Origin of the sequence: Streptomyces sp. NPDC051172, assembly GCF_040682555.1 — a bacterium.
Taxonomy (GTDB): domain Bacteria; phylum Actinomycetota; class Actinomycetes; order Streptomycetales; family Streptomycetaceae; genus Streptomyces.
On sequence record NZ_JBFBBE010000005.1, the window covers coordinates 32,517 to 45,974 of the forward strand.

Genomic DNA, 13,458 nt, shown 5'->3' on the forward strand with positions numbered 1-13,458 from the left:
CGGCAAAAAGCCGGTCCACCGAGGTGGACCGGCTCAGTGCAGCGAACCAGCGGAGGCCGCGCGCTTAGCTGGGCGTCAGCGCGAGACCTTGCCGGCCTTGATGCACGAGGTGCAGACGTTCAGGCGCTTCGGCGTCCCGCCGACCACAGTACGGACGTGCTGGATGTTCGGGTTCCAGCGACGGGACGTACGGCGGTGCGAAAACGACACGCTGTTGCCGAAGCCCGGCCCCTTGCCGCAGACGTCGCAGTTGGCAGCCACGGGTCACTCCAAAGACTTCAGATGCACTTACGGTTGAGTCCCGGCATGCCGGGATCGAGATCGCAGGATCAGAGATCTGAGTGGCGGTGCCAGGGGTAAAGCCCGATCGGGATCGGGCAACCGGAGCAGCATACAACGACTGCGCCAGTACAACGAAACTACCATGGCTGATCGGGGCCCCGCTCCCGGCCCTCTTCCGGTGGTCACCCGCCCTGGGTCTACGCTGCGTCCAGTCCGGATCCTGAGGAGGCGCAGGTGGCGCAGGTGCCGCAGACATTCTTCGATGCTCTCGCGGTGCGCACCTGGTGCGGCCTCGCGCTGGAGGCGCTCGGCCGCGCGCGCGAGGAGATCGACGCGATCAACGTCTACCCCGTGGCCGACGGGGACACCGGCACCAACCTGTATCTGACCGTGGAGTCCGCCGTCGGGGCGGTGGAGGCCGTCTTCGCCGGGCACGAGGTGGGCGCCGAGGTCGCCGGGAAGCCTTCGCTGGCCGATGCCGCGCGCGCGATGGCTCACGGGGCGTTGATCGGCGCCCAGGGGAACTCCGGGACGATCCTCGCCCAGCTGCTGCGCGGCATGGCGCAGGTGCTGGCGGCGGAGGGTGAGACGCCTCACACCGACGGCTCCGGCCTTCGGCTCGCCCTGCGGCACGCGGCCGACTCCGCCCGCCAGGCCGTCGCGCACCCGGTCGAGGGCACGGTCCTGTCGGTCGCCTCGGCGGCCGCCGACGCGGCCATGGGAGCCGAGGGCGACTGCGGGGCGGTCGCGCGGGCCGCCTACGAGGGAGCGCGCGCTGCACTGGCCGCGACCCCCGGGCAGCTGGCCGTGCTGGGGCGGGCCGGGGTGGTCGACGCCGGCGGGCGGGGGCTGGTGGCGGTGCTCGCGGCGCTGGTGGAGACGTTCACGGGGGAGGCGCCGGCGGCCGTCGCGCTCTTCGGCGGGCACGCGCGTGTGCAGACCGATACGGCCGCGGCCGAGAGCACCCTCGTCACCGAGGACTGTGCCTCCGCTCCGGGGGGCGGCCCCGCCTTCGAGGTGATCTACCTGCTGGAGGCCGAGGACGCGGCCGTGGACCGGCTGCGGGTGCGTCTCGACGCCCTCGGGGACTCGCTCGTGGTGGTCGGGGGCGATGGGCTGTGGAACGTGCACGTACACGTGGACGATGCGGGCGCCGCCGTGGAGGCAGGTGTCGAGGCGGGGCGGCCGTACCGGATCCGGATCACCCACTTCGGCGTCGGCGACGTGCACACCACCGGTGGGCGGCGGCCGCTCAGGGAGCAGGTTCAGCGGGCGGTCGTGGCCGTCGTGCCGGGCGAGGGCCTGGCCGGGCTGTACACCGAGGCGGGCGCGACCACCGTGCTCGCGCGTCCCGGGGAGCCGCCCGCGAGCGGTGAGCTCGTCGACGCCGTACGGCGCGCCCACGCGCGCGAGGTGGTACTGCTGCCCAACGACGCCGACCTGCGCCACACCGCCGCGGCGGCGGCCGAGCAGGCCCGGACCGAGGGCATCCGGGTGGCCCTGATCCCGACCCGCTCCGCGGTACAGGGCATCGCCGCGCTCGCCGTGCACGAGCCGGAGCGCCGCTTCGACGAGGACGTCGTGTCGATGACCTCCGCGGCCGGTGCGACCCGCTACGCCGAGGTCGCCGTCGCCGAGCACCAGTCCTGGACCATGGCCGGAATCTGCCAGGCCGGTGACGTCCTCGGCCTCATCGACGGCGACGTGGCCGTGATCGGCTCCGACGTCACCCTCACCGCCGAAACCGTCCTGGACCGCATGCTCCAGGCCGGCGGCGAACTGGTCACCCTCGTCCTGGGCGACGAGGCCCCCGACTCCGTCGCGGACCGCCTGGAAACACGTGTCCGCGAGTCGTACCTCGCCGTCGACACGGTGGTGTACCGGGGCGGCCGCCAGGGAGCCCTGCTCCTGATCGGCGTCGAATAGCGCTACCGGGGCCGCAAAGGCCACGGTCGAAAACCGGATCCTGCGCCGGCAGCTCGGGCAACGTCCCGCCATCGTCCACTCGCTGCTCCGCAGCCCCGGCCGCCGACGGCCCACGCGGAACGCGACCTTCACGGCGGGTGAAGCCCCATCGCGCCGAAGAAGGCGAATTCTGAGAATCACCGCACGCGACGATCATCCCGCACAGCCCCTGCGGCCTGCCTCAAGCGTCAGCCCCAGGGTGCTTCTGCCCGGTCGGCCGGGCAGGGGCGGTCGAGCCTGGGCGAAGTAGCCGGTTGAGGTTGCCGGCTGCCGTGGTGAGGCGTTCGGCGGTCCAGGTCCCGGGGTGTTCGAGGGTGCTGAGCATGGCGCCGCGGGAGACGAGGTAGATCAGGTCGGCGGCTGCCCAGGGGTCGGGAATGCCTGCGGCTTCCGCGGCCTGGCCGAGTTCGCAGTGCCATGCGTCGAGGGTGTGGTGGACGACGGCGAGGTCTTCCGGCGCTGGTTTCGCTTCGGTGAGGAGGTGCAGGAGGAGGGCGGCGACGACTTCGTCCTCCTCCCGCGACCAGTCCGCGCCCCACGTGGCCAAGTGCTCGATCCGCTCGGCGGCCGGAAGGTCCGCGAGGCGCTGTTCCTCGGCCGCCCAGCGGTGTTCGACGGTGGTGAAGGCGAGGATGAGCAGTTCGCGACGGTTGCGGACATAGTGGGTGATCAGGCTGGTGGAGCCGCCCATGGCCTGTGCGACCGCACGGATGGTCAGCTGGGCCGCTCCTCGTTCCCGGACCACGCGCAGTGCGGCTTCGCCGATCTGCCGCCTGCGCTCCGTGCTCTCCACCTCGGCAGGCATGTGCCTTCGTCTCCTTCAGCTCTGCGGTGCGGCCTCCATCCTATCGTTTGCAACGATGTTGTACATTGACGTTTGAAACGTTGTTGCATTGAGAGGGGTGATCATGCGAAGAGGTCTGACGCTCTTTGCCGCGCTGCTGACGCTGGCCCTTGCCGCCCCCGCAGCCGGCGCCGCCGACGGTTCTTCCTCGCCGGTTGCGACAACGACCGCCGGGAAGGTCCGCGGCGCGGTCACTGATGGTGTGCGGGCGTTCAAGGGCATGCCCTACGCCGCACCGCCGACCGGCAGGCGCCGGTTCCTGCCGCCGCAGCCCGCGCAGCGGTGGCCGGGCGTGCGGGATGCCACGGAGTTCGGTGCGGCGTGCATGCAGCCGCACGCCGAGATCGTGCCCAAGGGGACGGCGATTTCGGAGGACTGTCTGACCGCGAACGTGTGGACCGCCGGCACGGCCTCGGGCAGGGACAGGAAGCCGGTGATGGTCTTCATCCACGGCGGAGGGTTCGTGGAGGGCACGGCCGCCGAGCCGATCTACGACGGCGCCGCTCTGGCCCGCAAGGGCGTCGTGGTGGTCACGCTGCAGTACCGCTTCGGCCCGTTCGGCTACCTTGACCTGTCCTCCCTGGGCAAGCAGTACGCGACCAGCGCAAACAACGGGCTGCTGGACCAGATCGCCGGACTGCGCTGGGTGCGCGACAACATCGCCGCCTTCGGCGGCGACCCCCGCAACGTGACCCTTTTCGGCGAGTCGGCGGGCGCCATCTCCGTCTCCGCGATCCTGGGCAGCCCGCAGGCCGACGGCCTGTACCAGCGCGTGATCCTGGAGAGCGGCACCGCAGCCAACGCCTCCGACCTCAAGCAGGCCGGCAAGGTCTCCCGTGCCTACCGCAGGCTCGCCGGCGCCGCCACGGCCGGCGAACTGCAGAAGCTGAGCGCCAAGCGCCTGCAGCAGGCCAGCGACAAGCTGTACGACAGCGAGTTCTCCGACACCGCGTTCGGTCCGGTCGTCGACGGCCGGGTGCTGCCCGAGCACCCGATGAAGCGCCTGGCCTCCGCCGACGGGCCCAAGGTGCCCACCGTCATCACCACCACCCGCGACGAGGCCCGCTACTGGATACAGGAAATCTCCGAGGTCGAGCGGATGCCGGAAGTGCTCTACCGGCCCTGGCTGGCCAACCTCGTCGGCCAGGATCACGTCGACGCCGCCATCGCCGCCTACCGCCACAACCGCCCCGAGCTGACCGAGGCCCAGGTGGGCATGGCCCTCGCCGGCGACGTCGCCTTCCGCGCCCCCTCCATCCGCACCGCCGAAGTCCTGGCCCGCCGTGGAGTGCCGGTCTGGATGGGCCTGTTCACCACCCCCTCACCCAAGGACGGCGGCACATTCGGCGCACCCCACGCCATCGACCTGGGCTTCGTCTTCGGCAACTTCTCCGCCGACCCCGACTTCTACGGCACCGGCACCTGGCGCAACCGCCTGTCCGGCCAGGTCCAGGACATCTGGACCACCTTCGCCAGTACCGGCACCCCAGGACGCGCGGACTGGAAGCAGTACAACCTCACCGACCGCCCCACCCTGGTGGTCGACAAGAAGACGACCGTCGAGGACGACCCGCTCAGCAACGAACGCAAGGTGTTCTCCGCACTGCCCTACGACGGCACCAAGCCGACCCTCCAGGACCTGACCCCGCTCACCTACCCCGGCACCCCTTGGCACGATCCCCGCGTGATCATCGCGCTCATCGGCCCCGTCTGGACCACCGCCATCGCCGTCAGCCTCCTTGCCGTCCTGGTCGGCGCCTTCTTCGGCATCCGCCACCTGCTCAAGCGGCGACATGTCGCACGGACAGCCACAGCTGCCCCCTGATCACCGGCCGACCCCACTTCCCTGCGGCTGGTCGCCCAGGCAGCACTCCCGGTCCTCTACGGATCATCGATCTCCAACTGTCCGGACAGCACAGCCAGAGCCCGCTCAGCCCAACATGCTGCACTTGACAGAGAAGTCGTCACTCACGCAGCCGCGCAGGGTGTCCAGCGAGAGGACCTGGAAGTCCTGGCCGAAGCCGGCGCCAGAGCCCCGCCTGCGTCGGCCCGCAGCGCCGGCTCGGCCGGCACCCGAGCTCCCGGCCTTGGCCGGTCCCGACTCCGCCCCCTCAGCCCGCCCCCTGTTCCTCCACCACCTGCAGCATCTGTTCTGCCTCCGCCTGTCGGGCCCGGGCTGTTTCGTCCTCGGGGTCGGCGCCGTCGTAGGCGGCGAGGACCGCCTGCGCGCGTGTCGCTGCTCGGGAGGGGCGGGCGAGGTCGGCTTCCAGCCAGCCTGCGGCGAGTTCGGCGCCGGTGCGGCTGTGCAGGGCCTCGTCGCCGAGGGAGGCGAACACTGCGATCGCCTCGGTGACCTCCGACAGGGCGTCCTCGAGTGCCGCCCGGATCGAGTCGTCGTCGGCGTCCTCCGTGGCGGAGCGGGCTAGCAGGTCGCCGAACTGGCGGTGGGTGTGGCCGAGTTCGGCGACGAGTCGCTGCCGGGCCTCCTCGTCGGCCCCGGCGGTGCGCAGCACCGTCTCGCACTCCCGGACCGCGCCCGCCATCAGCTCCCGTGCCGCGCCCGTTCCGTCCTCCGCGCGCAGCGCGAGCCAGGCACGGGCCCGCAGGGAGCGGACGAGGCCGTGGACGTTGCCGAGCGAGCGCCACAGATCGCCCGCCCGCGCGTACGCCCGGTCCGCCTCGACGGGCAGTCCGGCGGCGCCGAGCGACTCTGCGGCGAGATGGGCGAGCGTCGCGTGGTCGTGCTGCTCGGGCCACTCCTTGGCGATCTCCGCGGCCTGCAGGCGCCGTTCGGCCGCAGCGCGGTGCTCGCCGAGTTCGCTCAGACAGTCGCCGAGCCACCACTGCGTCTGGACGACGGCGCCGTCCCCGTGGGTCTCGGCGCTCAGGTCCGGCAGCGCCGACTCCAGCACCTCCGCCGCCTCGGCCCACCGCTCCTGCCGCAGCAGGAACCCGCCGAGCTGCTGCCGCGCCCAGGCGCCGAGCGTCGGGCCCTCGCCCGCCACGTCCGCCCAGTGCGCTGCCTCCAGCGCGTGCTCCGCGGCCTCCACGGACAGCCCCCGGCCGCCCAGCACCTCGGCGAGCTGCAGATGCAGCTGGGCCCGCCCGACCGCCTCCAGATTCGCCCCGCCGTGCTCCAGGGCCGCCCGCAGCGCCCGTTCCGCCCCCGAGATGTCGCCCAGGTGATGCGCCAGCCCCGCCAGCCGCGTCTCGTACTCCACCGCGAACCACGGCAGCCCGGCCCCGACGAACCCGGCCGTGGCCCGCCCGAACAGCTCCACGGCCGTCTCCAGGTCACCGCCGCGCACCGCCAGATCCGCGAGCATGGCCTGCGCCTCGGCCTCCCGCGAGGCGATCCGCACATCGCCTCCGGTGTACCCGCCGACCAGCGCGAGCAGTTCCCGTACGGCGCTCTCGGCGTCGGCGAGAACCGTTTCCTCAGCCGGCTCGCCCGCCTCCTGCACCCGCCGCATCAGGACCCGCGCCCGTCCCATCAGCACGGACGCCGTCTGCCGTACGCCGGTGGCGTCGTCGGCGTACAGCGCCAGGACCTGGTCGTACGGCTCCTCGACCGCCGCCAGCGCCTCGTCCACCCGGCCCGACAGCGCGCATACGTATGCCGCACGCGTGCGTGCCGCCAGCGCCTCACCGAGGTCGCCGGCCTCCTCGTACAGCTCGGCGGCCCGTTCGAAGAGTGCGGCGCCCTCCGGACCCCGGTCCATCGCCTCGTGGTCGGCGATCTCCGCGCGTTCGCGGGCGTCCAGCTCGACGCCCTCCGCGGCGCGCGAGACGGCCGCCCAGGCGTCCATGGCGTTCGGCTGCAGGGTGTGCGAGAGCCGACGTGCCGCGGCCAGCAGGGCGGGCAGGTCCGGCACGTCCGCGGTCACGGCGGCCGGCCGCGCCACCGGAGGCGCGGACACCGGGCGAGTCGCCCGCACCCCGAGCGGCAGCCGCTCGACCAGTGGCCGCTGCGCCACACGCGCGCGTACCCGGTCACTGACGTACGCATTGCCGTTGCGCTCGTCGAAACGTGCCGCCAGCGCGAGCGCCTCGGCACGCGCGTGCGTGGCGAGTTCGCGCGCCGTCCACGTCCGGCCGGCCGGTCCGGGCACCTCGCGGTCCCCCAGTGCCGCCTCGTCCAGCCGCTCCATGAGGAGCGTCACCACGCTCAGGAAGTCCAGACGGCTGCGCGGATGCCCGGTGTCCGTGAAGTACGCCGGCCGCTCCGCGAGCAGCTCCAGACCGCGCGCCTCGTTCCCGGTCAGCGCGCAGAACTCCACATGGTCCGCGTACGCGCCCCGCATGCTCTCCATGGACCGCACCAGCCGGAAACCCCGCAGATGGTTGGCGCGCGCCTCGTCCGTGCGGCCCAGCCGCAGCAGGGGCACCAGGGAGGACGCGAGAACGGTGTGCGGCTCGTGGGCGCAGGTGAACTCGCCCTCCAGGACCGGCCGCCACAGCAGCAGCGCCTCCGCGTCCCGCCCCCGCTCCGCCTGCCACCAGCCCTGCCCGTGCAGCTCGCACGCGGGGCAGTCGGCCATGCTGTCCCGGTCGGCGGCCAGCCACGCGGCGTACGCCCGCTCCGCGCGCGCGATGTCCCCGATGTGCGCCGCCACGCTGAACTCGGCACTGCGCACGGCCCGCTCGGAATGCCCGGCCAGCCGGTAGCGGTGCTCCATCTCGCCCAGCCACTTCTCGATCGAGGCGAGCGGCACATGCGGCTGGTCGAGCATGCCGGACGACATCCACTTGAACACCCAGTGCAGCGAGTGCACCTCGTACTCGTCGAAGTCCCCGGGCCGCTCGTCCCACATGCGCAGCAGCCGCGCGAAGGGGACGAACATCTTGTCCTTCTCGGAGCTGTAGTTGTAGACCTTCAGCTGGTGCCCGAGCGCCTCGATCACGGCGAGCGGGATGCCCAGCCTCTCGGCCTCCACGAGCAGCTGCTCCGCGCGCGCGTTGCGTACCGGGCCCTCCGGCCGTTGCGAGTTCTCCGCCATCGCGCGGCGCAGGGAGTCGAAGTCCGTGATCCCGCTCATCAGTTGCCGTCCTCCCCGTGGGTCGCCCATTCCAGCAGGCCGATGAACGCCCGGTTCAGCAGTGCCGTGTCCGCCGGCCGCAACGGGCGCTGCGCCATGAGCAGCGCCTGCCCGTAAAGGGACTCGGTGGCGGTGCCGATCAGTTCCGGGTCGCCGAGCGAACTGATCCGCCGGATCAGCGGGCTGAGGTGGTTGAGCACGAGACGCGCGCGTGGCGCGCTGCCGCGGAGCGACCCCAGGATGCCCGCCCAGAGGTCGTCGGCCTGCTCCTCGGCCTCGGCGCGGGCCTGCTCGTGGCGGGCCGCCCGGTCGTCCAGGTGCAGTGCGGGAACGGACAGCGGGTGGAACGCCCGCAGCACCACATCGCACCCCAGGGGGTCGAGTTTCGCCCGCGCGGCCGCCATGAAGCCGGACAGCGCCAGCTCCTCGGCCGGGTCGACCGCGTCCAGATACGCGGTCACCGTGTCGGCGTCCAGCTCCGCGACCACCGTCCCGGGCCGCACCGAAGGCAACGCCTCGACCAGCTCGCTGTCGTACGTGTAACCGCCGTTGACCACCCCGACGCCCTGCGCGGACGCGATCGGCGCGACCTGCCGGTACTCCTCCACGGTCCGCGTGAAGTGCACCACCGGGTGCCGCTGCGCGAACTCCTCCAGCGACAGCTGCCCGTCGGTGGTCTCGAAGGGCAGCCACGGCAGCATCGTCCGCAGCATCTCCGTGTCGTGTCGCGCCAGGGACTTCACACCCAGGTGGTGCACGGAGAGGAAGGCCGCCAGCCGCTCCGGATCCCCGGCCGCGAGCCCGGTCAGCCAGGAGCGAATCCTTTCGCCGAGCGCCTCCCGTACGGCCGCCAGCGTCTCGTCCTCGTACAGCGACTCGCGCGAGGCCGTGGGCCGCAGACTGTCGGTGTCCAGCACGCACCGCACGAAGAACGCCCAGTCCGGCAGCAGCTGTTCGGCCCGCTCGGTCAGCAGCATGCCCTTCAGATGCACGCGATGCGTCGCCCGCTGGGCGGGGCTCACGGCCGACGGAAGGACGTACGCCACGCCGCGGATCCCGGCGAGCGGCACGTTCAGCTCGATCGAGTCCAGCGGGGTGAAGCCGAACAACTCGTGACAGTGCCGCGCCAGCGCCACCCGCCGGTTGGCGGGGGAGGGATACGACCGGTCCCACGGCGCCGGGAGGTCGGTGACCGCCTCGTCGCCGACCCGGACGTCGTACGGCAGCAGCGATCCGAAGTCCCGCGCCAGCGCGAGCACCCGCTCGGGCGCGAGCCAGTCCCCGGCCCCCGCCCGCGCCACCAGGTGCACGGTGGTGCCCGGTTCGGGCCGCGCCTCGTGCGGCAGCGTCCGCACGGTGTACGAACCGTCGTCGCTCGCCGTCCACTCCACGACCGCCGCGTCCGGCGTACGGGCGCTGCGGCTGACCACCCGGATCCGCTCGGCGACCACGAAGCAGGCCAGCAGGCCGATGCCGAACTGCCCGAGGAAGTCGGAGCGGACCTCCTGGATCCCGTCGGCGATCTCGTCGGTCCGCTTGGAACTGCGCCCGATGGTGGCCAACAGGGTGTGCACGTCCGCCTCGGTGAGCCCCACCCCCGTGTCCTCGACGCGCAGGGCACCGGCCTGCGTGTGCAGCCGCACCCGCGCCGGCGCGTCGGGCTGCTCAGCGCGCCGGGCGGTGATGGCGTCCACGGCGTTCTGCAGCAGCTCCCGCAGATAGACCTTGGGGCTGGAGTAGAGGTGATGGGAGAGCAGGTCCACCAGCCCGCGCAGGTCGACCTGGAACGTATGAGGTGACTGGGGTGACTGGGACGGCTGGGATGACTTCGAAGTCTGGGAGTCCATCGTCGCAGCGCCGGTGGGGGGAAGTTCGCGACGGCGCGGGGTCGGGCGGTCCCTGGTGGGGCGGTGACCGCGGGGATGGCCGGAGCGCGCCATCCTAAGGCCGGAACGAGCCGTCTGACCAGGGGTTTCGCGGGACGTATACGGGATTGTCAGTGGCGTGGTGTGCAATGGATCTCGTGCCCGCACTGGAAGAACCACTGAAGCAACCACTGAAGTCAGTGCTCGGCCCCGCCACCGCGAAGGTGATGGCCGAGCACCTCGGCCTGCACTCCGTCGGCGACCTCCTCCACCACTACCCGCGCAGATACGAGGAGCGCGGCCAGCTCACCCACCTCGCCGACCTCCCGATGGACGAGCACGTCACGGTGGTCGCGATGGTCGCCGACGCCCGCCTGCACACCTTCGCCTCCGCCAAGGCCCCCCGCGGCAAGGGCCAGCGTCTCGAGGTCACCATCACCGACGGCAGCGGCCGCCTCCAACTGGTCTTCTTCGGCAACGGCGTCCACAAGCCCCACAAGGAGCTCCTGCCGGGCACGCGCGCGATGTTCGCGGGCAAGGTCTCCGTCTTCAACCACCGCCTCCAACTGGCCCACCCGGCGTACGAGCTGCTACGGGGCGACAGCGACCAAACGGTCGAGACCTGGGCCGGCGCCCTCATCCCCATCTACCCGGCCACGGCCAAACTGGAGTCCTGGAAGATCGGCAAGGCGCTCCAGACGGTGCTGCCCACCGCCCAGGAGGCCATCGACCCGCTGCCGGAGGGACTGCGCGAGGGCCGCGGCCTGGTCTCCCTCCCCGAGGCACTGCTCAAGATCCACCGCCCGCACACCAAGGCCGACATCGAGGACGCCCGGGCCCGCCTCAAGTGGGACGAGGCCTTCGTCCTCCAGGTGGCCCTCGCCCGCCGCAGGCACGCCGACGCCCAACTCCCCGCGGTCGCCCGCAAGCCCAAGCCCGACGGCCTGCTCACCGCCTTCGACGACCGCCTCCCCTTCACCCTCACCGAGGGCCAGCAGAAGGTCTCCAAGGAGATCTTCGACGACCTGGCGACCGAGCATCCGATGCACCGGCTGCTGCAGGGGGAGGTCGGATCGGGCAAGGCACAGCCCCTTGACTCGCTCGTGCTCACCCCCGCCGGTTTCCGTCGGATGGGGGATTTGAGTGTGGGGGACGAGGTGGTCGTGCCGGAGGGCGAGACCGCGTTGGTCGACGGCGTGTTCCCGCAGGGAGAGCGGGACGTCTGGCGTTTGCTCCTGTCCGACGGAAGTTCCGTGGAGTGCGACGACGAACACCTGTGGATCGTCGGCACGAGCTTCGGCCGGCATCGGGGCCAGGCACCCAAGGTCATGACAACGCGGGAGATCCGTCTCGACACGTTCAAAGCCAATGGATCGGCGAAGTGGTACATCCCAGCGGCGGCGCCTGTGGATCTCGGACACGACTCCGCCCTGCCGCTGGATCCATATCTGTTCGGTCTCCTGCTGGGGGACGGTTCGTTCCGCCACAACCTGCGTTTGTCCACCATCGACGACGAGATCCGCGATGCAGTGGCAGCCGCGGTGGCGCCTGAATGCCGTCTCGTCCCGGTGAAGGACTCTCGCTGCGACTACACCATCCAGCTGACGCGTCGTGTCGGAGGAGTCCGCAATCCCATCATTCAGGCCCTGCGGGATCTTGACCTGTGGGGTATGACGTCACACGGCACATTCGTGCCGGACGAGTTCAAGAACACGTCGGTCAAGAACCGCCTTGCCCTGTTGCAGGGCCTCTTGGACACAGGCGGCACCGTCCAGGCGGACGGCTTGAGCATCTCGCTCTGTTCCGCTTCGCGCAGGCTTGCCGACGACGTGGCCTGGATCGTGCGTTCGTTGGGTGGCCGCGCGCGCGTACTGCCGAAGCGAGCTGCTTTCAATGTCTCGGTGGCCCTCCCAGGCGAGTACGCGCCGTTCCGGCTGACCCGTAAGGCAGATCGCGTACGCCCCCGGCCGAAGTACAACACCTTCCGACGCGGAATTCGTGCAGTCGAGCACGTCGGCCGAAAGCCCGTCCAGTGCATCAGCGTTGCTCATCCGAGCCACGCGTACGTAACCGACAATTTCACGGTCACCCACAACACCATGGTGGCCCTCCGCGCCATGCTCGCCACGGTCGACGCCGGCGGCCAGGCCGCCATGCTCGCCCCCACCGAGGTCCTCGCCCAGCAGCACCACCGCTCGGTGGTCGAGATGATGGGCGAGCTGGCCGAGGGCGGGATGCTGGGCGGTGCCGAGCACTCCACCAAGGTGGTGCTGCTGACGGGTTCCATGGGCGCCGCCGCCCGCCGTCAGGCCCTGCTCGACCTGGTCACCGGCGAGGCCGGAGTCGTGATCGGCACGCATGCCCTGATCGAGGACAAGGTGCAGTTCCACGACCTGGGCCTGGTCGTCGTCGACGAACAGCACCGCTTCGGCGTCGAACAGCGCGACGCCCTGCGAGGCAAGGGCAAACAGCCCCCGCACCTCCTCGTCATGACGGCCACCCCCATCCCGCGCACGGTCGCCATGACCGTCTTCGGCGACCTCGAGACCTCGGTCCTCGACCAACTCCCCGCAGGCCGCTCGCCCATCGCCTCGCACGTCGTCCCGGCCGCCGACAAGCCCCACTTCCTCTCCCGCGCCTGGGAGCGGGTCCGCGAGGAGGTCGAGGGCGGCCACCAGGCGTACGTCGTCTGCCCCCGCATCGGCGACGAGGAGGACGACCCGAAGAAGTCCGGCAAGAAGAAGTCCCCGGAGGACGAGGCCGAGAAGCGCCCCCCGCTCGCCGTCCTCGACGTGGCCGACCAGCTCGCCAAGGGCCCGCTTCGGGGCCTGAGCGTCGAGGTCCTGCACGGCAGAATGCACCCCGACGACAAGGACGCGGTCATGCGCCGCTTCGCGGCCGGCGACACCGACGTCCTGGTGGCCACCACGGTCATCGAGGTCGGCGTCAACGTCCCGAACGCCACCGCCATGGTGATCATGGACGCCGACCGCTTCGGAGTCTCCCAGCTCCACCAGCTGCGCGGCCGCGTCGGCCGCGGCTCGGCCCCCGGCCTCTGCCTCCTGGTCACCGAAATGCCCGAGGCGAGCGCGGCCCGCCAGCGCCTGACCGCGGTCGCCTCCACCCTCGACGGCTTCGAACTCTCCCGCATCGACCTGGAACAGCGCCGCGAGGGCGACGTCCTGGGCCAGGCCCAGTCGGGCGCCCGCACCAGCCTCCGCGTCCTGGCGGTCATCGAGGACGAGGAGGTCATCGCGGAGGCAAGGGAGGAAGCGGCGGCGGTGGTGGCGGCGGATCCGGAGCTGACGGGGCTTCCGGGCCTGCGGACGGCCCTGGATGCGCTTTTGGACGAGGAGAGGGAGCAGTACTTGGAGAAGGGCTGAGGTGGAGCGCCCCTGAAAGGGGCGCGGGGCTGTGTCGATGTGCGGCTACCGCCGCGCGGGCGCGACCAGCCACAATGGAC

General features: G+C 71.5%; 7 protein-coding genes. 3 read left to right on the forward strand and 4 right to left on the reverse strand.

Features of this window, described 5'->3' with window-relative positions:
• Positions 1-75 precede the first annotated feature (75 nt).
• A complete protein-coding gene (gene rpmB / locus AB0N07_RS04225) occupies positions 76-261 on the reverse strand; it encodes a 50S ribosomal protein L28 (protein WP_007384934.1) in 186 nt (61 codons plus the stop codon).
• Positions 262-516: 255 nt separating this feature from the next.
• Here rpmB and AB0N07_RS04230 point away from each other — a divergent pair, with 255 nt between their 5' ends.
• Positions 517-2,208: a DAK2 domain-containing protein gene (locus AB0N07_RS04230; protein ID WP_365831887.1), complete on the forward strand. Its 1,692-nt coding sequence runs from the start codon at positions 517-519 to the stop codon at positions 2,206-2,208.
• 220 nt (positions 2,209-2,428) lie between these two features.
• Here AB0N07_RS04230 and AB0N07_RS04235 read toward each other — a convergent pair whose 3' ends face one another.
• Positions 2,429-3,052 (reverse strand): TetR/AcrR family transcriptional regulator, encoded by a 624-nt coding sequence (locus AB0N07_RS04235; protein WP_365831889.1) that lies wholly within the window; start codon positions 3,050-3,052, stop codon positions 2,429-2,431.
• 103 nt (positions 3,053-3,155) lie between these two features.
• On the opposite strand from AB0N07_RS04235, the gene AB0N07_RS04240 reads away from it, so the two are divergent.
• Entirely contained in the window at positions 3,156-4,916 is a 1,761-nt protein-coding gene (locus tag AB0N07_RS04240; protein ID WP_365831891.1) for a carboxylesterase/lipase family protein, read from the forward strand.
• Between the two features lie 286 nt (positions 4,917-5,202).
• On the opposite strand, the gene AB0N07_RS04245 is transcribed toward AB0N07_RS04240, so the two are convergent.
• Together AB0N07_RS04245 and AB0N07_RS04250 are read right to left on the reverse strand one after the other, a co-directional pair.
• Entirely contained in the window at positions 5,203-8,130 is a 2,928-nt protein-coding gene (locus tag AB0N07_RS04245) for a tetratricopeptide repeat protein (protein WP_365831893.1), read from the reverse strand.
• Positions 8,130-9,977, reverse strand: coding sequence for an HSP90 family protein (locus AB0N07_RS04250; protein WP_365831895.1), 1,848 nt, complete (start codon positions 9,975-9,977; stop codon positions 8,130-8,132). The genes AB0N07_RS04245 and AB0N07_RS04250 overlap by 1 nt, the downstream gene beginning before the upstream one ends.
• 167 nt (positions 9,978-10,144) lie before the next feature.
• On the opposite strand from AB0N07_RS04250, the gene AB0N07_RS04255 reads away from it, so the two are divergent.
• A complete protein-coding gene (locus AB0N07_RS04255) occupies positions 10,145-13,378 on the forward strand; it encodes a helicase-related protein (RefSeq protein WP_365831897.1) in 3,234 nt (1,077 codons plus the stop codon).
• The last annotated feature ends 80 nt before the right edge of the window (positions 13,379-13,458 follow it).